The organism is Amnibacterium setariae, assembly GCF_003581425.1.
Lineage (GTDB): Bacteria > Actinomycetota > Actinomycetes > Actinomycetales > Microbacteriaceae > Amnibacterium > Amnibacterium setariae.
The window spans coordinates 563,598-589,531 of the sequence record NZ_QXTG01000001.1 but is presented as its reverse complement, the minus strand read 5'-3'; the positions used below and the strand labels follow the sequence as shown (position 1 = coordinate 589,531).

Genomic DNA, 25,934 nt, shown 5'->3' with positions numbered 1-25,934 from the left:
CGACCGCGCGACGCGCGTCAGCTCGCGCGCTCGACCGGGACCGCGAGCAGCGCCTGCGCCCGCGACGGGAACGCGACCGCACGGGCCACCCGCCACAGGTCCGCCTCGTCCACCTCGCCGCCGGACGCGGAGATCGCCGCGCTGAGCAGCAGGTAGGTCAGCTCGACCTGCTCGTTGCCCCAGGTGCGCAGCACCACGTCGTCGACGACGACGCCGTACACCTCGGTCAGGTGCTCGTCGACCGAGCGGATCAGGCCGCGCTCGTCCCCCGCTTCGACGTCGCCCACGCGCGCCACTGTAGCCCCGCGGGTCGCCTCCCGGCCCGCTCCCGTTCCCCGTCCATCCCGGGCGCGTCGTTCCGCTCGGCCCACGCGGCGGCGGACGCGCGCTCGAGCGCACCCTCCCGCGCGCGTCGCCGCAGCGCCGGCCAGGCGAGCCAGAGGCGGACGTGGAGGCGGACCGCGTCGGCCGGCAGCGCGCCGGGCGCGGCGCGGCGCGGCCGCTCGCCCAGCACGGCGAGGAGCTCCGCCTGCTCCTGCGCCGCCGCGCGGTGCCGGAGGCGGACGAGGGCGCGCAGCTGGCGGGCGAGACCGCCGGCGAGCACCCGCGAGCGGGCGGCGACCGGCTCGTGCAGGAGCGCGATGCGGACGCGCTCCGCGGCGGTCGCCGTCCTGGCGGGCCCGGGCGCGCGGAGGGCGGCCGGGCGGAACCCGGCCGCGTCGGCGCGGAGCACGAGGTCGGCGAGCGCGAGCCCCCCGGCCTCCGGCAGCGCGGAGCCGACCGCGCGCAGCGCGTCGAACGGGAGCACGGCGGCCCACCACGCGCGCGGCGACGCGTCCGCGGACGACGGGTCGACCAGGCCCACGACGTCGCCGGCGGCGGACCCGACGGAGCGGACCGCGGCCGCGACGAGCGCCTCCGGGTCGAGGACGGCCCGGTCCTCGACCACGAGCACGGCGCGCGCGGCCGCTTCCGTCAGCGCGGCCGCGAGCACGGCGGCGAGCGCCGCCGGGGCGTCCGCACCGGGTCGCCGCACGACGCGGAGCAGCCCGTCGGGCAGCCCGGCGCCCGCGGGGCGGGACGCGGCGGTCAGCGGGCGCGGGTCGAGCACGACGACGCGGGTCGCGAGCGCGAGCAGCTCCGGCGCCGCCTCGATCCGCTGCAGGGCCGTGCGCAGCACGTCGCCGCTGGTCCGGAGCACGGCGAGCACGAGGCCGTCCGGCTCCAGGGCCTGCGGACGGAGCGCGACCTGGGGCTGCATGGTCCGCGCGACGGTACGGGCCGCGGACGTCGTGCCGGGAAGCGCGGGATGACCGGGAGGTGAACTACCGCTCGACCAGGCGGAGCGCGCGCCGCAGCACCCCCGCGGCGACCCGCCGGGGCGTCCATCGACTCGTCGCCGGGGCGGCGAGCGCCGCGTCGGTCGCGCGCCGGCCGGCGTGGAACGACGAGTCCCACAGCGCCTGGTGCACCCGCGGTGCGTCCCCGGCGGCGACCGCGAGGAGGCGGGCCGCGAAGCGCTCGGCCGGCGACGGCCCCTCCGCCGCGGGGAACACGTCCTCGATCCAGGTCGGGTCGGGGCTGCCGAGCCGGTCCGCGTCGATGTCGTCGAACCGGCGCAGCAGCCCCGACGGCAGCAGGCGGGGGTTGAGCGCGGCGTCGTTCACCCAGTCGGCGACGAACGCGACGCGCGTGCCGGCGGCGATCGCCTCGAGCGCGGCCGTCGAGGACACCGTCACGAGCAGGTCGCTCTCGGGGATGAGGCCGTCGATCGGGGCGTGCTCGATGACGAGGTTCGACGGCAGGGTCCGCGTCGCCGCCCACGCCACGGGCGAGTGCTCCATCGTGTGGAACGTGTCCTCGCCGGGCCGGTGCCGGGGGCGGAGGAGCACGCGCCGGTCCGGGTGCTGCTGCGCGTAGCCGAGCACCCGGTCCCAGAGGTGGACGCGGTCGGCCGCGCGTCGCGGGACGGTCGGCTGGTCCGCGAACAGCATCGTGCGGATCGGCCCGTCCCGCAGGGGCTGCGGGGTCGCGGGCAGCAGGGCGAGGCCGGCGAGCAGGAGGTTCTCCTCGGGCAGGCCGAGCCCGCGGGCGGCGCCCCGGAACTCGGCGAGGTCCGTGCGCGAGTTCACGGCGAGCACGTCGGCGAGCGATCGGGAGAGGTAGCCGCCGACCACGTCGTAGAGCACCATGCCGACGTAGCCCGTCCCGACGACGGGCATCCGGTCGCCCGCCGCCGCGTGCACCTCCCGGATGAACCGCTCGACCGTCGGGCCCTCGAAGACCGGCACGACGGCGTCGGCCTCCGCGGCGGCGCGGACGAGGGCCGGCCACGGCTCGTACCGCACGGGCCGCCGGGTCGCCGCGGCGACCTGCTCCGCGCCGAGCCGGTGGGGCACGACGGTCGTGGGGATCCGGATGTCCGGCTCCGCGCCGAGCGCGGCGACCGCGTCGGCGACCCGGCCCGCGTACTTGAGGCCCGAGTCGAAGTTCGCCAGCAGCAGGACGCGCATCGGCCACCTCCTCTTTCCCGTCGGCGGCGGAGGATAGGGGAAGCCGGTTACCGGCCGTGGTTACCATCCGGCCCCGTGCTGCCCCCTCCCGCGCCCCAGCAGACGCAGATCCTGCGGCGGCTGCTGCTTCCCCGCACCGACGGCAGGCTGCCGCGCACGGTCGCGGTGGTCGGCAACGCGCCCCTCGGGCCGTCCGCCGAGCGCGCCGCCGCGATCGACGGCGCCGACCTGGTCGTGCGGATGACGACGTTCGCGGTGGACGCGGCGGTGCCGGCGATCGGCACCCGCACCGACGTCGTCGTGGTGCACCGCGCGCTGAAGCCGGGGCCGGACACCTTCCGGGACCACGGCAGCCGCCTCTACCTGCTCGCGGAGCCGGGGCGTCGGTTCTGGGAGCAGGAGCCGCTGCCCGCGTGGTGGCCGACCGATCTCGAGCTGATCCCGATCTCGAACCGCGAGTTCACCTCCCGGACACGCGGGGCGCTGCGGCTCGGGCGTGTCGCGGTCGCGTGGCCCACGACGGGGACACTCGCCGTTCACCTGGTGCACCGACTGTTCCCGCATGCACGCATCCTGCTCGCCGGCTCGAGCATGCTCCCCGGCCGGCCCGCACGGCGCGCCCTCGACCACCACTGGGGCGGCGCCGTGGCGCTGACCCCCGAGCACCGCCTGTCCCGGGAGGCCCGTGCGCTGCGCGCGTGGACCCGGGCGGGCTGGCTGGAGCCGCTCCTGTGAGGCGGCTCCTGCAGCGGTTCGGGCCGGCCTGGCGCGTGCAGCGGCAGCGGCACCCCCGCGCGGCCGAGCGGATCGAGACCGCGGCGATCGCCGTGCGCGGCGGCCTCCCCGGCGAGGTCCGCGCGCTGCGGAACCGCGTCGCGGAGCTGGAGCGCGACCACCTGCTGCTCGCGGCGCACGTCGCGACGCTGACCGAGCAGGTCGGGTCCGGCGCGCACGCGGCGCCGACCGACCTCGAGGCGGAGGCCGCGCGCCAGCGCGCCCGCCTGGCCGCGATCGCCTTCTACGAGGAGCGCATCGGTCGCCTCGAGGAGCAGGTCGGCCGCCGCGGACACGCCCGATCCGCCCGCACCCGGGCGACGGATGCGCGAATCCCCGGTGAACGGCAGGGGACGGCCTCGTGAGCGCGTTCCGCGCCGAGCAGGTGGTCGCCGTGATCCCGGCCCGCGGGGGCTCGAAGGGCGTCCCCGGCAAGAACGTCGCGCCGGTGGGCGGCGTCCCGCTCGTCGCCCGAGCGGTGCGCGCGGCCCTCGCGGCCGGCATCGCCGACGTCCGCGTCAGCACCGACGACGCCGCGATCGCCGCCGCGGCGGAGGCCGCCGGCGCCCGGCTGATCGAGCGGCCCGCGGCGATCGCCGGCGACACGGCGTCGAGCGAGTCCGCCCTCCTCCACGCCCTCGACGTGCTGGCCGCCGAGGGGGTGGAGCCGACCGTGCTCGCCTTCCTCCAGGCGACCAGCCCGTTCATCGAGCCGGCGCCCCTCGCCCGCGCCGTGCGGCGCGCGCTCGACGGCGAGGCCGACAGCGTGCTGTCCGCCTTCGAGACCTACGCCTTCCTCTGGCGCCGGGGCGAGGACGGCGCGGCCGGCGTGAACCACGACGCCTCCTTCCGCCCGCGCCGCCAGGAGCGGGAGCCGCACTTCCAGGAGACGGGCGCCTTCTACGTGCTCCGCACCGCCGGGTTCCGGGAGGCGGGCTTCCGCTTCTTCGGCCGCGTCGCGATCGAGGAGGTCTCGGCGACGAGGGCCGTCGAGATCGACGACGCCCACGAGCTGGGGCTCGCCCGCGCGCTCGCGCCGCTGCTCGACGAGGCGCCGAGGACCCTGCCGGTCGATGCGCTCGTCACGGACTTCGACGGCGTGCACACGGACGACGCCGCGCTCGTGGACGCGGACGGTCGCGAATCGGTGCGGGTCAGCCGCGCGGACGGCATGGGCGTGGAGCGGCTGCGCGCTGCGGGCGTGCCCGTGCTGATCCTCTCGAAGGAGCGGAACGGCGTCGTCGGCGCCCGCGCGGCCAAGCTCCGCGTCGAGGTGCTGCAGGCGGTCGACGACAAGGCCGCCGCGCTCACCGCGTGGCTCGCGGACCGCGGCGTGGACCCGGCGCGCTGCGCCTACGTCGGCAACGACGTCAACGATCTCGGCGCCATGGCGCTCGTGGGCTGGCCGGTCGCGGTCGCCGACGCGCACCCGGCGGTGCAGGCAGCAGCACGGCTCGTGCTGCGGAGACGGGGCGGCCACGGCGCCGTCCGTGAGGCGGCGGAGCTCGTGCTCGCCGCCAGGAACGGAGAGGGAGAAGCATGACGGACGAGGTCCGCATCGGCCGGTACACGGTCGGCGAGGGGAACCCGGTCTACGTGATCGGCGAGATCGGGCTCAACCACAACGGCGACGTCGAGATCGCCAAGAAGCTGGTCGACGTGGCGGCGCTCGCCGGCGCCCAGGCCGTGAAGTTCCAGAAGCGCACGCCGGCCATCTCGACGCCGGAGCACATGAAGGACGTCCCCCGCGAGACCCCGTGGGGCACGATGACGTACCTCGAGTACCGGTACCGGGTCGAGTTCGACCGCGACCAGTACCTCGAGGTCGGCGAGTACGCCGACAGCAAGGGCCTCGACTGGTTCGCGTCCCCGTGGGACGAGCCGGCGGTCGACTTCCTCGAGGACCTCGACGTCGTCGCGCACAAGGTCGCGTCCGCGTCGGTGACGGACCTCGGCCTGCTGCGCCGCCTCCGCGACACCGGCAAGCCGATCATCCTGTCGACCGGCATGTCGACGCTCGAGCAGATCGACCGCGCGGTCGAGGTGCTCGGCACCGAGAAGCTGGTGATGCTCCACGCGACGAGCACCTACCCGCTGCCGCCCGAGGAGGCGAACCTCCTCATGATCGACACCCTGCGGCAGCGCTACGGCGTGCCGATCGGCTACTCGGGCCACGAGCCCGGGCTGCAGATCTCGCTCGCCGCCGTCGCGATGGGCGCGGTCGCCGTCGAGCGGCACATCACGCTCGACCGCGCGATGTGGGGCAGCGACCACGCCGCCTCCCTCGAGCCGCACGGCCTGATGAGCCTCGTGCGCGACATCCGCATCATCGGCACCGCGAAGGGCGACGGCGTCAAGCGCGTCTTCCCGGGCGAGCTCGCCCCGCTGTCGAAGCTCCGCCGCGTCGACGCGTAGCCCGTGTAGGAACGCGAAGCGGCCGTAGGCCCCGATCGTCGATCGGTTCCTACGGCCGCTTCGCCGTCCTACGCCCCGCTCACGGCGGGGCGCGGAAGACCGCCCTCAGTGGAACTGCGGGACGATCACCCAGAGGCCGAACAGCACGGCGGCGACGCAGACCGCGAAGCACGCGTACGCGCCGATCCGGGCGGCCGTGCTCGTGGCGCCGGCGGTCTCGAGCAGCCGCACGCCGCCCGAGTAGAACGCGGTGAGCACCACGCTCGCGAGCAGCACCACGCCCGCGACGACCGCGAACTTCGACCAGTCGATCTCGATCACGCGGCGGCTCCCTGCAGCTGCGGCGACGCCTCCGGCGCCCCCTCGTTGACGTTGCCCGCGTTCACGGGCTTCTTCGACGCGAGTCGGAAGATGACGGCGACCCCGGCGACGGCGACCACCGCGACGGCGACGAGGCCGATCGTGCTGCTGCTCGCCGCCCACGCGGCGATCGCGCCGACCACCGCGGCCGCCGGCAGGGTGAACAGCCAGCCCAGCCCGATGCGGCCCGCGACGTCCCAGTGCACCGCCGCGAGGCGCTTGCCGAGGCCGACGCCCACGATCGAGCCCGACACGACCTGGGTCGTGGAGAGCGGGAAGCCGAGGTGGGACGAAGCGAGGATCGTCGCGGCCGACGCGGTCTCGGCCGCGAAGCCCTGCGGCGACTCGACGGGCGTGATCTTCACGCCGACCGTGCGCATGATGCGGAAGCCGCCGATGGCTGTGCCGAGGCCGATCGCGAGCCCGCAGGCGAGGATCACCCAGAACTGCGGCCCGCTGTCCGCCGGCTGCACATTCGCGGCGATCAGCGTCAGCGTGATCACGCCCATCGTCTTCTGCGCGTCCGAGGTGCCGTGCGCCAGCGCGACGAGGGAGGCGGACACGGTCTGCGCGACCCGGAACGCCGGCTTGGCGTGCGGCACGGTCGCCTGCCTCGTCGTCCGGTAGACGATCACGGTGCCGATCAGCGCCGCGACGCCCGCGACGATCGGCGCGAGCAGGGCCGGGATCAGGATGCTCGTGATCACGCCGCTCCAGCTGATCGCTCCGACCCCCGCGCCGAGGATCGCGGCCCCGATGAGGCCGCCGAAGAGGGCGTGGGAGGAGCTCGACGGCAGCCCGAAGTACCAGGTCACGAGGTTCCAGACGATGGCCCCGACGAGCCCCGCGAAGATCAGGGCCGGCGTGATCATCTCGTCGCCCGACGAGTCGGTCTTGATGATCCCCGAGCTGATGGTGTTCGCGACCTCGGTCGAGAGGAAGGCGCCGACGAGGTTCAGGACGCCCGCGATGACCACGGCCGTCCTGGGCTTCAGCGCGCCCGTCGCGACGGACGTGGCCATCGCGTTGGCGGTGTCGTGGAACCCGTTCGTGAAGTCGAACACGAGGGCGAACACGACCACCAGGACGACGGTGACGAGCAGGGTGGTGTCCACGGGCGCGACGGTAGGCAGCGGCGGTGAACAGCCGGGAACGCGCACCTGCGAGTCCGCCGGGACGCCGCGCGCGCCCCGCGCTGGGAGGATCGGGGCATGGACCTCCGCCTCCGCGCCGCCGTCGCCCTGGTGATCGACCTGGCGCTCGTCGGCCTGTTCGTCGTGATCGGGCGGGCGAGCCACCGCGAGGACCAGTCCGCCTTCCTCGTCACGTACTGGCCGTTCGCCGTCGGGCTGCTCGTCGGCTGGGCGGGCGCGCGCGGCTGGCGGCGGCCGTTCTCCGTCTCCCGCACCGGCGTGCTCGCCTGGGTCGGCACCGTGCTGGTCGGGATGCTGCTGCGCTGGGCGAGCGACCAGGGCGTGCAGGTCGCGTTCGTGGTCGTCGCGTCGATCGTCGTCGGCGCGCTGCTGATCGGCTGGCGCGTGCTGCTCGCGGCGATCGACCGGTCGGCGAGCCGCGGCCGCGACACCCCGGGCCCGGTCGGCTTCTTCCTCCGCCGCCGCTGACGGGCTCCGAACCCCGACTTCGCTCACGCTTCTGGGCGCCGGATCGCGGTTCCGGCGTCCAGAAGCGTGAGCACTGCTAGGGGGTGAGGAGGGAGAGCCGCCAGCCCGCGACCCACTGCTCCCCCGGCTCGAGCCGGATCAGGCCCTCCCCGGAGTTCAGCGCGTCGGGCGGGCAGGTCATCGGCTCGATCGCGACCGCGTCGATGCGCCCGTCGTCGGTGTCGTAGACGTCGTTCGTGAAGACCTGCGTCCACGCGAACACCGGGTCCGCGGCGAGCTCGACGGCGCGGCCGTCGGGCGCGGTGAGCCGGTGGCGCACGGCGCCGTCGACGACCTCGAGCCCGGTGTAGGCGGTGTCGAGGTCCAGGTCGCGCAGCGCCGCGCCGGCGCGCAGGTCGCGCTCGGGCGTGACCGGCACCTCCCGCACGGGCAGGCTGCGCTCGTCGGTCTCGAGCATCCGCATGCCGGACACCGTCACGACGAGGTCGCGCATCGGGGTGTCGCCCACGCGGAGGTAGGGGTGGCAGCCGACGCCGAACGGCGCCGTGCCGGTGCCGACGTTGTGCACGCCGTGCGTGATCGCGATGCCCGTCGGCGTGAGCTCGTACCGCACGGAGGTGTCGAGGTGGAAGGGCCACCCGTGCTGCGGGAACACCGTCGCCGACAGGGTGATCGCCGACTCCGAGCGGTCGGTGACGCGGTAGCCCGTGTTGCGGAGCAGCCCGTGGCTCGCGTTGCCCTTCGACGGCTCCGTGAGGTCGAGCTGCTGCGGCTTCCCGTCGAGGGTCCAGCGCCCGTCGCGCACGCGGTTCGGCCAGGGCACGAGCACGATGCCGGAGGCTCCGGACGGCAGCGCGTCGGCGCCGTAGTCCTGCACGATGTCGGTCCCGTCGACCACGACGCGGCGCAGGCTGGCCGCGAGCTCCGCGACCACGCCGACCACCTCGCGGCCGTCCGCCTCCAGCCGCAGCACGTGCTGCTCCCCCGTCGCGGGCATCGCGTCCCCTCCTGCCGTGGTTCCTCCCGCGATTCTCGCCCCGCCGCCGGACCGCGCGCTGAGCGGGCGAGCCGGTACCGTGGAGGCACGACCGGCGCAGGTGGACCACCACCAGGGAGTACCGGCGGTGGCGTCGACCGCCTGGGCGCCTCCGCATGACAGCCCAGGAGGCCCCCATGCCCGCTCGCCTCATCGACGGCACGAAGCTCGCCGCCGAGACCCTCGACCGCATCGCGGAGGAGGTGCGGGCCGGCGTCGAGCAGGGGCTGCGCCCGCCCTGCATCGCGACCGTCCTCGTCGGCGGCGACCCCGCCTCGCACACCTACGTCCGCATGAAGGTGCGGCGCGCGCAGGCCGCCGGCCTCGCCACCCGGCGGGTCGACCTGCCCGCCACGACCACGACCGAGCGGCTGCTCACGACGATCGAGGCGCTCTCCGCGGACCCGGAGATCGACGGCATCCTGCTGCAGCACCCGGTGCCGCCGCAGGTCGACGAGCGCGCCGCGTTCGAGGCGATCGCGGCGGACAAGGACGTCGACGGCGTCACCCTCACCTCCTTCGCCCGGATGGCGGAGGGGTCGGGCGGCTTCTCGTCCGCGACCCCCGGCGGCATCCTCCGGCTCCTCGCGGAGTACGACGTCGACCTCGAGGGCATCGAGGCGGTCGTGGTCGGCCAGGGCCCGATCCTCGGGCGCCCGCTGTCGGCGCTGCTCACGGCGCACGGCGCGACGACGACGTCGTGCCACGTGCTGACGAAGGATCTCCGCTCGCACGTCGAGCGCGCCGAGCTGCTGGTCTCCGCCGTCGGCCTGCCCGGGCTGATCCCCGGCGAGTGGATCCGGCCGGGCGCGGTCGTGATCGACGCGGGCTACTCCCACGGGAAGGGCGACGTCGACTTCGACGGCGCGGTGGAGCGCGCGGCGCTGATCACGCCGGTGCCGGGCGGCGTGGGCCCGATGACGATCGCGACGCTGCTCGACCAGACCGTGCAGGCCTGGCGCACCCACGTCTGATCCGCCCTCGCCGGTCGACGTGCGAGCGCAGCGGGACTCGAGACCACCCCGTGGTTCCGGCACGGGCGCGAGGCGCCGGCTCGACCAGCGAGCACGGGCACTCCGCGCCCGTGCCGTCCGATTCCGTTTTGAAGGAGTTCCAGCACCGATCGCGCAGGAACTCCTTCAAAACGGAATCGGGACTACCAGCCCTCGAGGCCCTGGTACAGCGGGAAGCGGCCGGCGAGCTCGCCGACCTCGGCGCGCAGCGCCGCGACGTCGGCGCCCGGCTTCAGGGTGCGGGCGATGATGTCGGCGACCTGACGGAACTCGTCCGGGCCGAAGCCGCGGGTGGCGAGCGCCGGCGTGCCGATCCGGATGCCGGAGGTGCGCATCGGCGGGCGCGGGTCGAACGGCACCGAGTTGCGGTTCACCGTGATGCCGGCGGCGTGCAGCAGGTCCTCCGCCTCGCGGCCGTCGATCGGCGACTCGCGGAGGTCGGCGAGCACGAGGTGCACGTCGGTGCCGCCGGTGAGCACGTCGACCCCGGCCTCGCGGGCGTCGGGCGCCGTGAGCCGCTCGGCGAGCGCCTGCGCGCCCGCGATCGTGCGGCGCTGCCGGTCGCGGAACTCCTCCGACGCGGCGATCTTGAACGCGGTCGCCTTCGCGGCGATCACGTGCATGAGCGGGCCGCCCTGCTGGCCGGGGAACACCGCGGAGTTCAGCTTCTTCGCGTAGGTCTCGTCCCGCGAGAGGATGAGGCCGGAGCGCGGGCCGCCGAGCGTCTTGTGCACGGTGGTCGACACGACGTCGGCGAAGGGCACCGGGTTCGGGTGCAGCCCGGCGGCGACGAGGCCGGCGAAGTGCGCCATGTCGACCCAGAGCTTCGCGCCGACCTCGTCCGCGATCGCGCGGAACGCGGCGAAGTCGAGCTGGCGCGGGTAGGCGGACCAGCCGGCGATGATCACCGCGGGCCGGTGCTCGAGCGCGGCGTCGCGGACCCGGTCCATGTCGATGCGGAACGTCTGCGGGTCGACGCCGTACGCGACCGCGTCGTAGAGCTTCCCCGAGAAGTTCAGCTTCATGCCGTGCGTGAGGTGGCCGCCGTGCGCGAGCTCGAGGCCGAGGATCGTGTCGCCCGGCTGCGCGAGCGCCGCGAGCACGGCCGCGTTCGCGGTGGCGCCGGAGTGCGGCTGCACGTTCGCGAAGCCGGCGTCGAACAGCGACTTCGCGCGCGCGATCGCCAGCTCCTCGGCGACGTCGACGACCTCGCACCCGCCGTAGTAGCGGCGGCCGGGGTACCCCTCGGCGTACTTGTTCGTCAGCACGCTGCCGGTCGCGGTGAGCACGGAGCGGGGCACGAAGTTCTCGCTCGCGATCATCTCGAGCGTGGTGCGCTGCCGCTCCAGCTCGTCGTGCAGCACGGCGGCGATCTCGGGGTCCACCTCCTCGATCGGCGCGGAGAAGGACGAGGCGGTGGAGGTGGCGGTGTCGGTCACGAGGGACTCCCGGCGTCGGAGGGGATGCGCGGAGCGCGCGGCTGGTGAGGGCGATCAGCGCCCAGGCGAGCGGCGCCTCTCCATCAGCCGCTCCCCGGTGGTGACCACCTGAACGCCAGTCGCGGCGGGATCAGTGTAGCGACGAGGGACCGCGGCGCCAGGGCGGCGCCGATGCGCGCACCGGGCGCGGCCTGGTCGCGCAGGGCGCCGATCACCTCGTCGACGTCGTGCCGCGTCGCGTCCGCCGCGGACCGCGAGTAGGCCTGCCGCTCGTAGGCGGCCCGCAGCCGGGCGAGGGCGGCGCGCGGTCCGGGCGCCGGTCCGACGCGGTCGGCGAGCACCGCCTCCACGCCGCGGGGGCTCCGCCCGCGACCGCTCGGCAGCCCGAGGTCCGTCGCGGTGTCGAGCACCTCCCGCCAGGCACCGGCCGGACCCTCCCGGTCGAGCCGCGAGAGCCGACGACGACGGAGGCCGCGCCGCAGCAGGCCGGGCAGCGCGAGCAGCGCCGCGACGAGCAGGACGACGCCCGAGCCCTGCAGCAGCGGGCCGAGCGCGACGCCGCCGGAGCGGTCGCCGCCGCCGGCAGCGGCGTCCGACGCCTCGGGCGTCGGCGTCGCCGCGGCCGCGCTGGACGGGGTGGCGGACGGACTGTCGGTCACGTTCGCGGAGGGCAGCGGCGCGTAGGAGGGGATGGCGCCGCGCCCCGGCGTCGGCTCGAAGCGCACCCAGCCGATGCCGTCGAAGTACAGCTCCGGCCAGGCGTGCAGGTCGTCGCTCGTCACGCTGCGCGCCGTCGTGCCGGCGAGCGTCTCGCCCGGCTGGTAGCCGACGACGATGCGGGAGGGGATGCCCTCGATCCGGGCCATCACCGCCATGGTCGACGCGAAGTGGATGCAGTACCCGGCCTTCACCTCGAGGAACTTCGCGATGACGCCGACGCCGTCGCCGTCGTAGCCCTGCTCCGCCGGCGTCTCCTCGTCGTAGGAGAAGGCGCCGTTGCGCAGCTGGTTCTGGATCGCGAGCGCGATGCCGTACGGGGTGGTGGCCGAGCGGGTCCAGCGGTCGGCCGTGGACCGGATCACCGCAGGCACGTCGTCGGGCAGGCTGAGCGACTGCGCGTCGCCGGGCGGCTCGGAGACGGAGGCGGCGCGCAGGTCCGCGGCGCTGGCCTCCACCTCGGCGGAGCGCACCGTGTAGGTGCCGACCGAGCCGCCGCCGAAGCGCGCGAGCGTGAGGCCCTTCTCCTCCCACCGGAACCGGCCGCCGACCCCGGTGACGGAGACGGCCGGGTACGGCAGCGGCAGCCGGTCGCCGATCGCGGTCTCCGACGCCGGCGTGATGGTCGTGGTGACGGCGTCCTGGTCCGCGGACTCCGGCAGGCCCGCCGCCTGCGGCACGGTGCCGAACCCGAGGCCGGCGCCGTCCGGCGCGTTCGGCGCCCACGTCCGCCCCGTGAAGTCCTCGAGCACGGCGAGGCGGAGGTAGGCGGGCTGGCGGTCGGAGGTCGTGTAGCGCAGCACCGGCGAGGTCGCGCCGCGCCGCAGGTCCTGCCCGAGGCGGAGGAGCGGGTTCGCGCCGCTGTCGATCAGCGGGGCGCCGCCCGCGGTGGCGGCGGAGACGAAGGGCGTGGGCAGCACCACCTGCACGAGCAGCGCCACGACGACGGCCGCGGCGCCGGCGATCGCGAGCCCGGCGACCCGGGGCGCGCGGCCCCGCCGGCGCCGGTCGACCGCGACGAGCGCGAGGGCCGCGGCGGCGACGGCGACGAGCAGCAGGCCGTTCGTCCCCGTGGCGAAGGCCTTCCCGGGGACGATGGCGACCGCGACGACCACGAGCGTCGCGGCGATCGGCGCGCGGAGGCCGACCGCGACGAAGTCCGCGACGACGGCGACCGCACCGGCCCCGGCGGCGATGAGCAGGGCGAGCTCGGCGGTGCCCTGCGCGGGGACCGAGTCGAGGTAGATCTGCCGGAAGGCGGTGGTGAACGCGTCCACGACCGCCCCCGCGGCGCCGCCGCCCTGCGCGGACGAGCCCGAGACGATCAGCGCCAGCACGACCGGGATCGCGGAGAGCCCGATCAGCGCGGCCGCCGCGGACGGCAGGCCGACGCGCCGGGACCCCGCGACCGCGGCGAGCGCGATCACGACGACGACGCAGGACTCGAGCCACCAGAGGCCGCCGCGCACCACCGGCAGCAGCGAGAGCGCGGCGACCAGCACCGCGACGCCGACGACCGCGGTGACGGCGCCGGTGCTCCGCTCCTCACGCATCGTGCACCGCCCCGACGGCTCGTCCCGGGTCGCGCTGCGCGACCTGCCAGCCGAGCGGCGGCTCGAGCCGGACCGGTCGCCGCGCGACGACGGACACCATCCCGAGGGCGCCGGTCGGCAGCCCGGGCAGGCGAGCCGCGTCCCGGCCGCCCGCGCCGGTCAGCACGTGGACGACCTGCACGTCGGCGGTGGCGAGGGCGGGCAGCAGCGCCTCCGGCGCGGGCGAGCCCGCCGCGGTGCGCACGGTGGCGAGCGCCACGAGGCCGGCGAGCGCGTCGGTCGTCGTCCTGCCGCCGAGGGCGAGGCGGACGGGCGAGTGCGGCTCGTCGAGGGCCGCGATCAGGGAGGCCGCGTAGTCGACCGCCCACTCGAAGGCGGCGGACTCGGGCCACGACTCGGGCCGCAGGTCGAGCAGCAGGCCGGTCGCCGCGGTGGTGGCCGCCGCCTCGGTGCGCACCATCAGCTCGCCGAGCCGTGCGGTGGCCCGCCAGTCGACGGTGCGGAGCGGATCGCCGCTGCGGTAGGTGCGGGCGACGATGTCGAGCTGGTCGCCGACCGCGCCGAAGACGGTGCTGGCACCCGTGTCCGGGTCGTTCCGCCGCACGGCGAGGGGCAGCTCGACGGGGTGGATGCGCGGCAGCACGACGACGTGGTCGACGCCGCCGACGCGGCGCCGCGTGGTGGCGAGGCCGAGCGGGTCGGTGCGGGAGACGCGCAGCGGACCGATCGGGACCGATCCGCGCTCGCGCGCCGCGAACTCGTAGTCGATGAGCTGCGACGGGCGGTCCGGTCGCAGCGCGGGCAGGACCCCCTCCGCGCGGCCGGTGACGACGACCGACCGGGGCAGGTCCTCCGCCCACTCGAGCGCGCCCGGCGCCTGCCCGCGCACGCTCACGCGGACCCGGATGGGCCGGCGCTGCTCCGCGATCGGCGGGTCGATGCGGCGCTCGATCGCGAGCGCGACCGGGGCGACCAGGACGGCGCACACCGCCGCGACGACGGCGCCGAACAGGAACAGGGCGACGCCGAGCAGCGCGGGCCAGCCGGTCGCGTAGGCGACGATGAGGCCGACGAAGGCGACGCCGAGGAACACGCCTCCCCTGCCGGTGAGGCGGATCGTCCTGAGCCCGGCCGCGAGCTCCGCGCGCCCGGCCACCTACTGCAGCGGGACGGGGGTCGCGGCGACGATCTGGCGCACGATGCGGGCGGACGCGACCGCCTGCCCCTCGCGCACGTCGACGCCGGAGCGGCGGAGCACCAGGCGGTGGGCGAGCACGTCGACCGCGAGGGCGTCGACGTCGTCGGGGAGCACGAAGTCGCGGCCGTCGATCAGCGCCGTCGCCTTCGCCGCCCGCAGCAGCTGGAGGCTCGCGCGGGGGCTGGCACCGAGACGGACCTCGGAGTGCGACCGGGTGCCGCCGACGATCCGGAGCACGTACGTCTCGACGGCGGGCGAGACGTAGACGTCGCGGGCCTGCGCGGCGAGCGACGCGAGGCCCCCGGCCGGCAGCACTGTCTCGAGCCGGTCGATCGGGTCGACCCGGCCGTGCGAGCGGAGCATCTCGCGCTCCGCGTCCTCGTCCGGGTAGCCCATGGAGATGCGGGCCATGAAGCGGTCCCGCTGCGCCTCGGGGAGCACGTAGGTGCCCTCCATGTCCACCGGGTTCTGCGTCGCGACGACGAGGAAGGGGTCCGGCAGGGGCCAGCTCGCCCCGTCGACCGTGACCTGCCCCTCCTCCATGCACTCGAGGAGCGCGGCCTGGGTCTTCGGCGACGCGCGGTTGATCTCGTCGCCGATCACGACGTTCGCGAACACGGCGCCCGGCTTGAACTCGAACCGCCCGGCGGACTGGTCGAAGACGGAGGCGCCGGTGACGTCGGAGGGCAGCAGGTCGGGCGTGAACTGGATCCGGCTGATCGTGCCGCCCGTGGCGCGGGCGAGCGCCTTCGCGAGCATCGTCTTGCCGACGCCCGGCACGTCCTCGATGAGGAGGTGGCCGCCCGCGAGCATCACCGCGAGCGCCGAGCGGATGACCTGGTCCTTGCCGTCGATGACGGTCGACACGGCGGCGACCACCTGCTCGGTCGCGTCGCGGACGGCCTCCGCGCCGCGGGAGTCCAGGGTGATGCCGTCGGTCATGTCGCCTTCCGTCCCTCAGGATCCGGCGATCACCATAAGCGAGACCGCCGCGCGCACTGCGCGGGATCGGTGTATCAGCGTTACCTCGCCGTGACCATCGAGGGGCCTCATCGCGCTCACTAGGCTGGCGGCCGTGCCGGACGCCCCCGCCGCCCACTGGGTCCTGACCTTCGTCTGCGCCGACCGGCCCGGCATCGTGCACGCGCTCTCCGGCGCGATCGTCGCGGCGGGCGGCAACATCACGGAGAGCCAGCAGTTCTCGAGCGAGGACACCGGGCGCTTCTTCCTCCGCCTGCAGGTGGAGTCGCCGTCGACGGAGCAGCAGTTCGCGGCGCACCTCGCGCCGGTCGCCGCGACGTTCGACGCGGAGTGGCGCCTCGACCGCGTGGGGCGGCCCGTCCGCACGCTCGTGCTCGTGTCCACCGCCGGGCACTGCCTGAACGACCTGCTGTTCCGGCAGCACTCCGGGCAGCTGCCGATCGAGGTCCCGCTGGTGCTCGGCAACCACGCGACCCTCGAGGGCCTCGCGGGCTTCTACGGGGTGCCGTTCGAGCACCGCGCCGTGACCTCCCCCGAGACGAAGGCGGCCTTCGAGGAGCGCGTCGTCGCCGCCGTCGAGGAGCACGACATCGAGCTCGTCGTCCTCGCGCGGTACATGCAGATCCTGTCGCCCGCGCTCTGCGAGCGGCTGGCCGGCCGCGCGATCAACATCCACCACTCCTTCCTGCCCGGGTTCAAGGGCGCGAACCCGTATCGGCAGGCCCACGCCCGCGGCGTGAAGCTGATCGGCGCCACCGCGCACTTCGTGACGGCCGACCTCGACGAGGGGCCGATCATCGAGCAGAACGTCCTCCGCGTGGACCACACGGCGGGGCCGGCCGAGCTCGTCCGCATCGGGCAGGACGAGGAGAGCCGCACCCTCACGCAGGCCGTGCGCTGGTTCGCCGAGCACCGGGTGCTGCTCGACGGGCGCCGCACCATCGTCTTCCGCTGAGCCCGCCCTCGGTGTCCCGGCGCGCGCCGGGCGCCCGTTCAGCGCGCCCTGCGGTTCGAATCCGCCACCAAGCGAGTTCCGAGCCGACGCGCAGGCACGCGCTTGGCACTCGTCCGTCCAGAGTGCTAATTTCTGTCGCGTTGAGCCGAAGGGGCTCAACTTCAGAACCTCCTCCATCTTCGAGCGGAAGGACGACACCATGGCGATGAACTTCGACCCGTTCCGGGAGCTGGACCGGATGGCCGCAGCCCTCGCGGACCGGCAGGGGCCCCGGCTGATGCCGATGGACCTCTACCGCGACGGCGACCACTACGTGCTGGCCGCCGACCTGCCGGGCATCGACCCGGGTTCGGTCGACATCGACGTCGACGGGCAGCTGCTCACGATCCGGGCCGAGCGCACCCTCGCGAGCGCGAACGGCGTGAAGTGGCTGGCGCAGGAGCGCCGCGGGGGCTCGTTCCTCCGCCAGCTCAACCTGGGCCAGGGCGTCGACACCGAGCGGATCGCGGCGACCTACGAGCAGGGCGTGCTCACGGTCACCATCCCGGTGAGCGAGCGGGCCAAGCCGCGCAAGATCGAGGTCAGCACGGCCTCCGGCTCGGAGCAGCCGGCCGTCGCCGCCTGATCCGGGCGCATCGATCGAGCGGGAGCCCCCGGCGCAGCGCGCCGGGGGCTCCCCCCGGTCTCAGGCGAGGTCGTCGAAGTCGTCGATCGCCTCGGGGCCGAGCCCCTCGGTCGAGTCGCCGATGTTCGAGGAGAAGCGCCGGATGCGGCGCTCGAGGTCCGCGATCGCCGCGGACGCGTCGGAGCCGAACGCTTCCGCGTCGGACCGGGCGGTGATCTGGCTCGCGGGCCCGATCAGCAGCGCGACCTCCTCGACCTCCCCGGTGCCGAACCTGCCGGGGATCGTGACGGTGTCGGCGGAGTTCGAGCGGGCGAGCAGGGCCGCGTACTCGAGCACCAGGTCCGCGAGGCGGTCGTCGGTGCCGAACTCCCGCTCCGCGTAGCGGATGCGCTTCACGCCTCAGCCCTTCGCGTCCGGCTCCGGCACGAGCCGGAGCCCGGTCGGCTGGTTCGCGAGCTCGCGCAGCACGCGCAGCCACTCGCGGTTCACCGACGGGTCGCGGCTGCCCGCGTACTTGAACTGGATGGGCACGCCGGGCGAGATCCACAGCGAGCCGTGCCCGTCACCGACGCCGGGCTCGTCCCGCCACGTGAAGGCGAACGACTCGTGCGCCCGCAGCTTCGCGTAGACCACGAGCTGCAGGTGCGCCAGCGCACGGTCCTCGACCGGGATCGTGGTGCTGCCGCCGTAGATGAACGCGCCCATCGTCGTTCAGCCGAGCCGGGCCCGGAGGTTGTCGGCGATCGTGGCCAGGAACTCCTCGGTCGTCTGCCACTGCTGGTCGGGGCCGACGAGCAGCGCGAGGTCCTTCGTCATCGCGCCGCCCTCGACCGTCTTCACGACGACGTCCTCGAGGGTGTTCGCGAAGTCGATGAGGGCCTGGTTGCCGTCGAGCACGCCGCGGTGGTTCAGGCCGCGGGTCCACGCGTAGATGGACGCGATCGGGTTCGTCGACGTCGGCTTGCCCTGCTGGTGCTGGCGGTAGTGCCGGGTCACCGTGCCGTGGGCGGCCTCCGCCTCGACGATCTTCCCGTCCGGCGTCGTCAGCACGCTCGTCATGAGGCCGAGGGAGCCGAAGCCCTGCGCGACGGTGTCGGACTGCACGTCGCCGTCGTAGTTCTTCGTGGCCCAGACGTAGCCGCCCTCCCACTTCAGCGCCGACGCGACCATGTCGTCGATCAGGCGGTGCTCGTAGGTGAGGCCGGCGGCGTCGAAGCGCTCCTTGAACTCGGTCTCGTAGATCTCCTGGAACAGGTCCTTGAAGCGGCCGTCGTAGGCCTTGAGGATCGTGTTCTTCGTGGAGAGGTAGACCGGGTAGTTGCGCGCGAGGCCGTAGTTGAGGCTCGCGCGGGCGAAGTCGCGGATCGACGCGTCGAGGTTGTACATCGCCATCGCGACGCCGCCGCCCGGGGCCTGGAAGACCTCGAAGGACTGGGCCTCCCCGCCGTCCTGCGGCTGGAAGCTGATGGTGAGCGTGCCGGGGCCGTCGAAGACGAAGTCGGTGGCGCGGTACTGGTCGCCGAAGGCGTGGCGGCCGACGATGATCGGCTTGTTCCAGCCCGGGACCAGCCGCGGGATGTTCGAGATGATGATCGGCTCGCGGAAGATCACGCCGCCGAGGATGTTGCGGATCGTCCCGTTCGGGCTCCGCCACATCTTCTTCAGGCCGAACTCGGCGACGCGCGCCTCGTCGGGCGTGATCGTCGCGCACTTGACGCCGACGCCGTGCTTCTTGATCGCATTCGCGGCGTCGATGGTGATCTGGTCGTCGGTCTCGTCGCGCTTCTCGATGCCGAGGTCGTAGTACTCGAGGTCCACGTCGAGGTAGGGGTGGATCAGCGTGTCCTTGATGGACTGCCAGATGATCCTGGTCATCTCGTCGCCGTCGAGCTCGACGACCGTGCCCTCGACCTTGATCTTCTCCGCCATCGCCGCTCCTGCCTGTCGAACCACCGTCGGACCGCATCGTGCGCCGTGCGCACGCCGCCGATCACCTTATCGAGGCTCTCCTCGACGCCCTCTGCTCGCTACTGTGACCCCGTGGCGGACCTCGAGCTCCAACCGCTGTCGGCGGCGACGGCGGTCGCGGCGAACTCCCTGACGCTCAAACCGGGTCAGGAGCAGTACGCCGTGCCGATCTCCCACGCCGAGGCGGAGCAGACCGTCGATCCGGAGGCCGCCTGGCCGCGTGTGGTCGTGGAGGACGGCGTGGTCGTCGGCTTCATCAAGGGCAGCTTCGACCCGCACGAGACGCGGCCCGAGTTCCGCTGCTGCATCTGGTCGATCAACGTCCGCGCGGACGCGCAGGGACGCGGCGTCGGCCGGTTCGCGGTGCACGGCCTCGCGGACGAGGCCCGCTCGCGCGGCTTCTCGCGGCTCACCGTCATCTGGGAGCGTGGCGACCAGGGCCCCGAGGACTTCTTCCTCCGCGTCGGCTTCCGCCCGGAGGGCGAGACGCGCTTCGGCGAGGTCATCGGCGCGCTCGACCTGTGACCCGGGTCCCGGGCGCCTCCGGACGATGCGGGCTGCCGCGGACGCCCGGCACGTCCGATCCCGCCCGGCGACGCTGATGGCCGTGTTCGACGCCGCGGGCGACTACACCGAGGCGGTCGTCGCGGTCGTCGCGACGATCCCGCCCGGCCGCGTCATGACCTACGGCGACGTCGCCTGGACCTTCGGCCGCGCCGGGGCCAGGGCCGTCGGGATGGTCCTGCGGTACCACGGCTCGGGACTGCCCTGGTGGCGCGTGATCCGCGCCGGCGGGCACCCGCCGCGCGGCCTCGAGGCGGAGGCGCGGGCGCACTACGACGAGGAGGGCACGCCCCTCCTCCCCGCGGACACCCCCGCCGGCTACCGGGTCGACCTGCGGGCCGCCGGGTGGTCGCCGGCCTGACGACCAGACCGGCGTCCCCGGATCAGCGGCCGCGGATGAGCGGCAGCCAGAGGTCGTCGACGATCTCGAGCAGCCGCCGCTCCGGCACGCGGGCGAGCGTCATCGTCAGGTCGTGCCGGAACAGGTCGTACGGCATCGAGACCAGGCCCGGCGAGCGGGGCACGTCGGGCACCTCGCCGCGCCGCACGGCCCGCTCGAGCAGCACCTGCCCGCCCGTGGTCCGCTCGCCGAGGAGGCGGACCCGCAGATCAGCGGGCGACAGCCCGTCGTCCGAGGCGATGTTGGCCATGTAGAGCCCGATCGCGGTGATGAAGCCCGCGCGGGACTCGTTGAAGTTCCGGAGCGCGCTCAGCACGTCCTCGCGGAGCGAGCCGGTGTCGGGCAGCTCGCGCTGGTCGAACAGGCCCGCGCGCCGCATCGCCGCCAGCACCAGGTCCGACTTCGCGGGCCAGCGGCGGTAGAGCACGGGCTTGCTCGTGCCGGCGCGCGCCGCGACGGCGTCGTAGGTCAGCCCGGCATACCCCGCCGCCTGCAGCTCGGCCCACGCGGCGTCGAGCAGGGCGCCCTCGAGCTCGTCGCCGCGACGTCGGCGGGCGGGCGCGTCGCTCATCGCCCGCTCCTCAACAAGGTCCACTTGCGTATCTTATCGTGCAGGTCTACGGTCCTCAAGAAACGCCCCCGTATCTAAGGCAGGTCATGGACCGATCCCTCTCCCGTCTCGCCGTCGCGCTCGTCGTCGGCGCGATGGCCCCGCTCTTCGACTCCACCATCGTCAGCGTCGCGCTGCACAGCCTCGCGCACGAGCTGCACGCCTCCGTCGACACGATCCAGTGGGTCTCGACGGCCTACCTCCTCGCGATGGGCGTCACCGTGCCCGTCGTCGGCTGGCTGCAGCGCCGGGTCGGCGGGCGCCGGCTCTGGTCGGCCGCGCTCGTCCTCTTCCTCGTCGGTTCGCTCCTCTGCTCGATCGCCTGGAGCGCGGGCAGCCTCATCGCGTTCCGGGTCGTGCAGGGCGCGGGCGCCGGCGTCATGCTGCCGCTGCTGACGACGCTGCTCATGCAGGCCGCCGGCGGGCGCGCGCTCGGCCGCGTGATGGCGGTCGTGTCGCTGCCGACGGCGCTCGGCCCGATCCTCGGCCCGGTCGTCGGCGGGCTGCTGCTCGGCGCGGGCGACTGGCGCTGGCTGTTCTGGGTGAACGTGCCGTTCGTCGTGGTCGGCCTCGTGCTCGCGCGGCTCCTCATGCCGGCGGACGGCCCGACGGTCCGCGCGCGGCTCGACGCGGTCGGCCTCCTGCTGCTCTCCCCCGCGGTCGTCGCCCTGCTCTACGGCCTGAGCCGCGTCACGGCGCCCGGCGGGTTCGGCCGCGTCGACGTCTGGGCGCCGCTCGCCGGCGGCGTCGTGCTGCTCGCGGCCTTCGTCGCCTGGGCGCTCCGGCGCCGGGACGCCGCGCTCGTGGACCTGCGCCTGCTGCGGCACCGCCCGCTGGCCGCGGCCTCCGCGCTGATGTTCCTGACCGGCGCCTCGCTCTACGGCGCGATGCTGCTGCTCCCCCTGTCGTTCCAGGAGCTCCGCGGGACGGACGCGCTCGGCGCCGGCCTGCTCCTCATCCCCCAGGGCGTCGGGTCGCTGCTGAGCCGGTCCCTCGCCGGCCGGCTGACCGACCGGATCGGCGCCCGCGCCGTGGCCCTCGTCTCATTCGCGGTGATCGGGCTCGCGACGGTGCCGTTCGCCTTCGCGGGGCCGTCGACGCCCGAGTGGGTGCTGCTCGTCGCGCTGCTCGTCCGCGGCGTCGGGCTCGGCGCCGCCTTCATCCCGCTGATGGCCGTCGGCTTCGTCGGCCTGGACCGGGAGGAGGTGCCGCACGCGAGCATCGTGACCCGCATCGCGCAGCAGCTCGGCGGCGGCGCCGGCACCGCGGTGCTCGCCGTCGTCCTGCAGGGCGCGGTCGCCACCCTCGGCCCGGTCGACGCGTTCCGCACCGCGTTCTGGTGGGCGGTCGGCTTCACCGCGGCCGGCGTCGTGCTCGCCGTCCTCCTCCCCGGCAGGCCCGCGCCCCAGCCGGTCGCCGAGGCACCGGCCGAGGAGCGCCTCGAGGAGGCGACCGCCTGACGGGAGGACTCGCGGATCCGCAGTTCCTCCGCGGATCCGCAGTTCCCGCCCGACACGCCGGACCCGGGGCACCCGAGCCCGGCGTGTCGAGGAAGAACTGCGGATCCGCGAGCTCAGACCAGGGAGTCGCGCCAGGCCGCGTGGAGGGCGGCGAAGCGCCCGGTCCCCGCGATGAGGTCCGCGGGCGTCCCGTCCTCCACGATCCGGCCGTGCTCCATCACGAGCACGCGATCCGCGATCGCGACCGTCGAGAGGCGGTGCGCGATGATCAGGGCCGTCCGGTCGGCGAGCAGGGTCTGCAGCGCCTCCTGCACGAGCCGCTCGCTCGGGATGTCGAGCGACGCGGTCGCCTCGTCGAGGATCAGCACCTCGGGGTCGGCCAGGAACGCGCGCGCGAACGAGATCAGCTGCCGCTGCCCCGCGGAGACGCGGCCGCCGCGCTTGTTCACGTCCGTGTCGTAGCCGTCCGGCAGCGACCGGATGAAGGCGTCGGCACCGACCGCCCGCGCGGCCGCCTCGATCTCCTCCCGGGTCGCACCGGGGCGCCCGAGCTCGATGTTGTCGGCCACGGACCCGGAGAACAGGTACGCCTCCTGCGTCACCATGACGACGGCGCGGTGCAGGTCCTGGTTCGTCAGGTCGCGCAGGTCGACGTCGTCGAGCGTGATGCGCCCGTCGGAGGGGTCGTAGAAGCGCGCGATGAGCTTCGCCAGCGTCGACTTCCCGGCCCCGGTGGAGCCGACGAGCGCGATCGTCTGCCCGGCCGGCACGTCGAGGTCGAAGTGCGGCAGGATCTCGCGGTCGGCGCGGTAGGCGAAGCGGACCCCCTCGAACCGCACGCGGCCGGTGACCCCGGTGCCGAGCGGCTTCGGCTGCACCGGCTCGGGTACGGTCGGGCTCTCCTCGAGCACGCCGGAGATCTTCTCGAGCGCCGCCTCGGCCGACTGGTACGCGTTGTAGAAGGTCGCGATGTCCTCCATCGGGTCGAAGAACCGCCGCGTGTAGAGCACTGCCGCGAGCAGCACGCCGATCGCGAGGTCCCCGTTCAGGACGCGGTAGGCGCCGAACAGCAGCACGGCCGCGGTCGTGAGGTTGCCGATCAGCGTCAGCCCGGGCTCCAGCACGGCGAACAGGCGGATGGCGCGGGCGTTGATCGAGCGGTAGTCCTCGGTCAGCTCGCCGTAGTCGCGCGCGTTCCGCGGCTCCTTGCGGAACGCCTGCACGGCGCGGATGCCCGTCATCGTCTCCACGAAGAAGACGATGAGCTTCGCCGAGAACACCCGCGACTCCCGGAACGTCGCTTCGCTGCGCCGCTGGAACCAGCGGATGAGGAACCAGAGCGGCACGAACGAGCAGAACAGGACGAGCCCGCTCCAGCCGTCCAGCAGCACGAGCGCGACCGCGGTGAAGAGCATGTAGAGCACGCTCTGCACGAGCTCGTTGATGCCGCCGTCGAGCAGCTCCCGGATCGAGTCGAGGTCGCTCGTCTGGCGGGAGATGATGCGGCCGGACGTGTACTGCTCGTGGAACTCGAGGCTGAGCCGCTGCGTCTGCACGAAGACCCGCTCGCGCAGGTCGATGAGCATCGCCTGGCTGATCCGCGCGGTCTGCACGGTGTACGCCGCGATGAGCACCCCGGAGAGCACGCCGGCCACCAGGTAGACGACGACGGAGCCGGCGAGCGGCACCGCCCGCCCGCGGAGGAGCTCCGGCAGCCCGGTGTCGATGCCGTAGGCGATGATCGCCGGCCCGATGACCTGCAGGGCCGTGCTGACCACGACGACCAGCGCCGTGAGCAGGATGCTCCGCTTCAGCGGCGCGAGCAGGCTGCCGAGCAGGGAGAGGGAGCGACGGCGCAGCACGCGGCGCTCCGCCTTGTCGAAGTCGCGGCGCTCCTCGCCCGCGACACCGGTGATCGAGCTCATGCGTCCACCTCCTCGTAGGTCTGCTCGTCCTCGAGGCTCGAGATGACGAAGCGGTACCGCTCGCTGGTGGCGAGCAGCTCGGTGTGGGTGCCGACCGCGATGATGCGGCCGCCCTCGAGCAGCGCGACGCGGTCGGCGAGCTGCACGGTGGAGGGCCGGTGGGCGACGATCAGCGCCGTGGTGCGGGTGAGCACCTGGCGCAGCGCCGCCTCCACGAGCGCCTCGGTGTCGACGTCCAGCGCCGACAGCGGGTCGTCGAGCACGAGCACGGCCGGGTTCGCCGCGACCGCGCGGGCGAGCGCCAGGCGCTGCCGCTGGCCGCCGGACAGGCTGAGCCCCTCTTCGCCGATGACGGTGTCGAGACCCTCGGGGAGGTCGTGCACGAACGCGGCCTGCGCGATGTCGAGGGCCTCCTGCAGCACGTCGTCGCCGGCGTCGGGTCGCCCGAGGAGCACGTTGTCGCGGACCGACGCGGAGAAGAGGGTCGCCTCCTCGAAGGCCATGGCGATGTGCGTGCGCAGCTCGACGCGGGTCAGGTCGCGGATGTCGACGCCGTCGAGCAGGATCCGACCGCTCGTGACGTCGTACAGGCGCCCGGCGACCTCCACCGCGGTCGTCTTCCCCGACCCGGTGAGCCCGACGAGGGCCATGGTCTCCCCGGGCTCGATCGCGAGGTCCATGCCGTCCAGCAGGTCCGGGGCGCCCTCGGGCGCGTCCGGGTAGTGGAAGTGGACGTCCTGGAACTCGAGCCGGCCGCGCGCCTCGGCGATGTGCTTCGGGTGCTCCGGGTCCCGGATCGTGTTCTCCTCGTCGAACACCTCGAACAGGCGGTCCGTCGCCGTCCGGGTGTCGTACATCATCGACAGCAGGAAGCCGATCGACTCGAGCGGGAACCGCAGGACGGTCGCGGTGGCGAAGAACGCGACGAGGCCGCCGACGCTGAGGTTGCCGAGGCTCGCCTGCCAGACGCCGACGAGCAGGCACAGCGCGAACGCGACGTCGGGGACGAGCAGCAGCCACAGCCAGATCTGCGCGACCGCCTTCGCCTTCTCGATCTCGGTGCCCCGCAGCTCCTCCGCGCGCTGCAGGAAGCCCTGCAGCTTCGTGCGACCGCGGCCGAACGCCTTGAGCACGCGGATGCCGTGCACCGACTCCTCCACGAGGGTCGCGAGGTCGCCCTGCTGGTCCTGGCTCCGGCGCGCCACCACGTGGTAGCGGCGCTCGAACCGGAAGCCGTTGATCCAGAGCGGCACCGAGCACAGGGTGAACACCACGGCGAGCAGCGGGTTCAGGAACGCGAGCACCACCACGCCGACCGCGATCGTGATGACGTTCACGACGAGGTAGATGAACCCGAACGCGATGAAGCGCCGGATCAGGCTGAGGTCGCTCATCGAGCGCGACAGCAGCTGCCCGCTGGGCCAGCGGTCGTGGAAGGCGACGGGCAGGTCCTGCAGCTTCGCGAACAGGGCGCGGCGGAGGTTCGCCTCGACGCCGGTCGCCGGCCCGACGATGTAGAGGCGTCGCGCGAAGTACAGCGCGGCCTCGAGCACCCCGAGCACGGCGATGAGCGCCACGGCGGGAGGGATCTGCGCCGGGTCCTTCGACGCGAGCGGGCCGTCGACGATGCGCTGCAGCACCTGGGGCACGGCGAGGGAGACGAGCGAGGCGGCGAGCGCCATCGCCATGGCGATGATGATGCTGCGGCGCACCGGGCGCACGAAGGGGTCCAGGCGGCGCAGGGCCTGCAGCGTCGACGGTTGCCGGACGGGTTCGGTCATGGTGTTCCTTCCCGCAGCCGAGCGC

Annotated in this window: 28 protein-coding genes, 2 pseudogenes and 2 riboswitches; of the genes and pseudogenes, 13 read left to right on the top strand and 17 right to left on the bottom strand. The window is 74.2% G+C overall.

The genetic code is table 11. The features are described from left to right. Nucleotides 1-17 precede the first annotated feature (17 nt). From D1781_RS03050 to D1781_RS03040, 3 genes are all read right to left on the bottom strand, one after another. The gene (locus tag D1781_RS03050; RefSeq protein ID WP_147392017.1) at nt 18-287 is read right to left on the bottom strand and encodes a hypothetical protein; all 270 of its coding nucleotides are present in this window, start codon (nt 285-287) and stop codon (nt 18-20) included. Further along, nucleotides 251-1,261 carry a hypothetical protein gene (locus tag D1781_RS03045; protein WP_119480785.1) on the bottom strand — a complete coding sequence of 337 codons (1,011 nt, stop codon included), beginning with the start codon at nt 1,259-1,261 and terminating at the stop codon, nt 251-253. The genes D1781_RS03050 and D1781_RS03045 overlap by 37 nt, the downstream gene beginning before the upstream one ends. Nucleotides 1,262-1,325: 64 nt before the next feature. Continuing rightward, nucleotides 1,326-2,513, bottom strand: a complete 1,188-nt coding sequence (locus D1781_RS03040; protein WP_119480784.1) for a DUF6716 putative glycosyltransferase — start codon at nt 2,511-2,513, stop codon at nt 1,326-1,328. Nucleotides 2,514-2,588: 75 nt separating this feature from the next. On the opposite strand from D1781_RS03040, the gene D1781_RS03035 reads away from it, so the two are divergent. From D1781_RS03035 to D1781_RS03020, 4 genes are read left to right on the top strand one after another with little or no spacing between them, the layout of a single operon-like run. After that, nucleotides 2,589-3,248, top strand: coding sequence for a hypothetical protein (locus D1781_RS03035; protein WP_119480783.1), 660 nt, complete (start codon nt 2,589-2,591; stop codon nt 3,246-3,248). Beyond that, nucleotides 3,245-3,652, top strand: a complete 408-nt coding sequence (locus tag D1781_RS03030; protein ID WP_119480782.1) for a hypothetical protein — start codon at nt 3,245-3,247, stop codon at nt 3,650-3,652. The genes D1781_RS03035 and D1781_RS03030 overlap by 4 nt, the downstream gene beginning before the upstream one ends. After that, nucleotides 3,649-4,830, top strand: coding sequence for an acylneuraminate cytidylyltransferase (locus D1781_RS03025; RefSeq protein ID WP_233550946.1), 1,182 nt, complete (start codon nt 3,649-3,651; stop codon nt 4,828-4,830). The genes D1781_RS03030 and D1781_RS03025 overlap by 4 nt, the downstream gene beginning before the upstream one ends. Further along, entirely contained in the window at nt 4,827-5,702 is an 876-nt protein-coding gene (locus D1781_RS03020) for an N-acetylneuraminate synthase family protein (protein ID WP_119480781.1), read from the top strand. The genes D1781_RS03025 and D1781_RS03020 overlap by 4 nt, the downstream gene beginning before the upstream one ends. A 105-nt stretch (nt 5,703-5,807) precedes the next feature. Here D1781_RS03020 and D1781_RS03015 read toward each other — a convergent pair whose 3' ends face one another. Both D1781_RS03015 and D1781_RS03010 read right to left on the bottom strand, forming a co-directional pair. Continuing rightward, nucleotides 5,808-6,023, bottom strand: a complete 216-nt coding sequence (locus tag D1781_RS03015; protein ID WP_233550945.1) for a hypothetical protein — start codon at nt 6,021-6,023, stop codon at nt 5,808-5,810. Then, nucleotides 6,020-7,177 (bottom strand): inorganic phosphate transporter, encoded by a 1,158-nt coding sequence (locus tag D1781_RS03010; protein WP_119480780.1) that lies wholly within the window; start codon nt 7,175-7,177, stop codon nt 6,020-6,022. Before D1781_RS03010 ends, D1781_RS03015 begins: the two co-directional genes overlap by 4 nt. Nucleotides 7,178-7,273: 96 nt before the next feature. Between D1781_RS03010 and D1781_RS03005 the strand changes: the two genes are divergently transcribed. Beyond that, a complete protein-coding gene (locus tag D1781_RS03005; RefSeq protein WP_119480779.1) occupies nt 7,274-7,684 on the top strand; it encodes a DUF3054 domain-containing protein in 411 nt (136 codons plus the stop codon). Nucleotides 7,685-7,760: 76 nt separating this feature from the next. Here D1781_RS03005 and D1781_RS03000 read toward each other — a convergent pair whose 3' ends face one another. After that, nucleotides 7,761-8,681: an aldose 1-epimerase family protein gene (locus D1781_RS03000; RefSeq protein ID WP_119480778.1), complete on the bottom strand. Its 921-nt coding sequence runs from the start codon at nt 8,679-8,681 to the stop codon at nt 7,761-7,763. A 77-nt stretch (nt 8,682-8,758) separates the two neighbouring features. Further along, a riboswitch (ZMP/ZTP riboswitch) is annotated at nt 8,759-8,835 on the top strand. A 22-nt stretch (nt 8,836-8,857) separates the two neighbouring features. Here D1781_RS03000 and D1781_RS02995 point away from each other — a divergent pair. Continuing rightward, nucleotides 8,858-9,694, top strand: a complete 837-nt coding sequence (locus tag D1781_RS02995) for a bifunctional 5,10-methylenetetrahydrofolate dehydrogenase/5,10-methenyltetrahydrofolate cyclohydrolase (RefSeq protein ID WP_119480777.1) — start codon at nt 8,858-8,860, stop codon at nt 9,692-9,694. Nucleotides 9,695-9,876: 182 nt separating this feature from the next. Here the strand turns inward: D1781_RS02995 and glyA are convergent, their stop codons facing one another. Beyond that, nucleotides 9,877-11,172: a serine hydroxymethyltransferase gene (glyA, locus tag D1781_RS02990; protein WP_119480776.1), complete on the bottom strand. Its 1,296-nt coding sequence runs from the start codon at nt 11,170-11,172 to the stop codon at nt 9,877-9,879. A 52-nt stretch (nt 11,173-11,224) separates the two neighbouring features. Continuing rightward, nucleotides 11,225-11,305: riboswitch (ZMP/ZTP riboswitch) on the bottom strand. 557 nt (nt 11,306-11,862) lie between these two features. On the opposite strand from glyA, the gene D1781_RS18045 reads away from it, so the two are divergent. After that, the gene (locus tag D1781_RS18045; protein WP_267899783.1) at nt 11,863-11,997 is read left to right on the top strand and encodes a hypothetical protein; all 135 of its coding nucleotides are present in this window, start codon (nt 11,863-11,865) and stop codon (nt 11,995-11,997) included. Here D1781_RS18045 and D1781_RS18160 read toward each other — a convergent pair. After that, a pseudogene (locus D1781_RS18160) lies at nt 11,943-12,254 on the bottom strand (transglutaminase-like domain-containing protein); the annotation flags it as partial. The gene D1781_RS18045 and the pseudogene D1781_RS18160 sit on opposite strands and share 55 nt — an antisense overlap. Here D1781_RS18160 and D1781_RS18040 point away from each other — a divergent pair. Then, complete coding sequence (locus D1781_RS18040) at nt 12,169-12,369, top strand: hypothetical protein (RefSeq protein ID WP_267899782.1); 201 nt, start codon at nt 12,169-12,171, stop codon at nt 12,367-12,369. The pseudogene D1781_RS18160 and the gene D1781_RS18040 overlap by 86 nt on opposite strands. Before the next feature lie 29 nt (nt 12,370-12,398). Here the strand turns inward: D1781_RS18040 and D1781_RS18155 are convergent. From D1781_RS18155 to D1781_RS02975, 3 genes and pseudogenes are all read right to left on the bottom strand, one after another. After that, a pseudogene (locus tag D1781_RS18155) lies at nt 12,399-13,442 on the bottom strand (transglutaminaseTgpA domain-containing protein); the annotation flags it as partial. Continuing rightward, entirely contained in the window at nt 13,435-14,598 is a 1,164-nt protein-coding gene (locus tag D1781_RS02980; protein ID WP_119480774.1) for a DUF58 domain-containing protein, read from the bottom strand. The gene D1781_RS02980 and the pseudogene D1781_RS18155, both read right to left, overlap by 8 nt. Further along, nucleotides 14,599-15,582: an AAA family ATPase gene (locus D1781_RS02975; protein WP_119480773.1), complete on the bottom strand. Its 984-nt coding sequence runs from the start codon at nt 15,580-15,582 to the stop codon at nt 14,599-14,601. Nucleotides 15,583-15,715: 133 nt separating this feature from the next. Between D1781_RS02975 and purU the strand changes: the two genes are divergently transcribed. Both purU and D1781_RS02965 read left to right on the top strand, forming a co-directional pair. Continuing rightward, nucleotides 15,716-16,576 carry a formyltetrahydrofolate deformylase gene (gene purU, locus D1781_RS02970; RefSeq protein ID WP_119480772.1) on the top strand — a complete coding sequence of 287 codons (861 nt, stop codon included), beginning with the start codon at nt 15,716-15,718 and terminating at the stop codon, nt 16,574-16,576. Nucleotides 16,577-16,775: 199 nt separating this feature from the next. Continuing rightward, nucleotides 16,776-17,201, top strand: coding sequence for an Hsp20/alpha crystallin family protein (locus tag D1781_RS02965; RefSeq protein WP_119480771.1), 426 nt, complete (start codon nt 16,776-16,778; stop codon nt 17,199-17,201). A gap of 60 nt (nt 17,202-17,261) precedes the next feature. Here the strand turns inward: D1781_RS02965 and D1781_RS02960 are convergent, their stop codons facing one another. From D1781_RS02960 to D1781_RS02950, 3 genes are read right to left on the bottom strand one after another with little or no spacing between them, the layout of a single operon-like run. After that, nucleotides 17,262-17,597: a hypothetical protein gene (locus D1781_RS02960; protein WP_119480770.1), complete on the bottom strand. Its 336-nt coding sequence runs from the start codon at nt 17,595-17,597 to the stop codon at nt 17,262-17,264. Between the two features lie 3 nt (nt 17,598-17,600). Further along, the gene (locus D1781_RS02955) at nt 17,601-17,906 is read right to left on the bottom strand and encodes a DUF7882 family protein (RefSeq protein WP_119480769.1); all 306 of its coding nucleotides are present in this window, start codon (nt 17,904-17,906) and stop codon (nt 17,601-17,603) included. A 6-nt stretch (nt 17,907-17,912) separates the two neighbouring features. Further along, nucleotides 17,913-19,130: an NADP-dependent isocitrate dehydrogenase gene (locus tag D1781_RS02950; RefSeq protein WP_119480768.1), complete on the bottom strand. Its 1,218-nt coding sequence runs from the start codon at nt 19,128-19,130 to the stop codon at nt 17,913-17,915. 111 nt (nt 19,131-19,241) lie between these two features. On the opposite strand from D1781_RS02950, the gene D1781_RS02945 reads away from it, so the two are divergent. Next, nucleotides 19,242-19,694 (top strand): GNAT family N-acetyltransferase, encoded by a 453-nt coding sequence (locus tag D1781_RS02945; protein ID WP_119480767.1) that lies wholly within the window; start codon nt 19,242-19,244, stop codon nt 19,692-19,694. Nucleotides 19,695-19,719: 25 nt separating this feature from the next. Beyond that, nucleotides 19,720-20,094: an MGMT family protein gene (locus D1781_RS02940; RefSeq protein ID WP_233550943.1), complete on the top strand. Its 375-nt coding sequence runs from the start codon at nt 19,720-19,722 to the stop codon at nt 20,092-20,094. 22 nt (nt 20,095-20,116) lie between these two features. Here D1781_RS02940 and D1781_RS02935 read toward each other — a convergent pair whose 3' ends face one another. Beyond that, entirely contained in the window at nt 20,117-20,704 is a 588-nt protein-coding gene (locus D1781_RS02935) for a TetR/AcrR family transcriptional regulator (protein ID WP_119480766.1), read from the bottom strand. Nucleotides 20,705-20,790: 86 nt separating this feature from the next. Here D1781_RS02935 and D1781_RS02930 point away from each other — a divergent pair, with 86 nt between their 5' ends. Continuing rightward, nucleotides 20,791-22,203 carry a DHA2 family efflux MFS transporter permease subunit gene (locus tag D1781_RS02930; RefSeq protein ID WP_119480765.1) on the top strand — a complete coding sequence of 471 codons (1,413 nt, stop codon included), beginning with the start codon at nt 20,791-20,793 and terminating at the stop codon, nt 22,201-22,203. A 113-nt stretch (nt 22,204-22,316) separates the two neighbouring features. Here the strand turns inward: D1781_RS02930 and D1781_RS02925 are convergent, their stop codons facing one another. Together D1781_RS02925 and D1781_RS02920 are read right to left on the bottom strand one after the other, a co-directional pair. Then, nucleotides 22,317-24,128 carry an ABC transporter ATP-binding protein gene (locus D1781_RS02925; protein WP_119480764.1) on the bottom strand — a complete coding sequence of 604 codons (1,812 nt, stop codon included), beginning with the start codon at nt 24,126-24,128 and terminating at the stop codon, nt 22,317-22,319. Continuing rightward, a complete protein-coding gene (locus D1781_RS02920) occupies nt 24,125-25,909 on the bottom strand; it encodes an ABC transporter ATP-binding protein (protein WP_119480763.1) in 1,785 nt (594 codons plus the stop codon). The genes D1781_RS02925 and D1781_RS02920 overlap by 4 nt, the downstream gene beginning before the upstream one ends. Nucleotides 25,910-25,934: the final 25 nt, after the last annotated feature.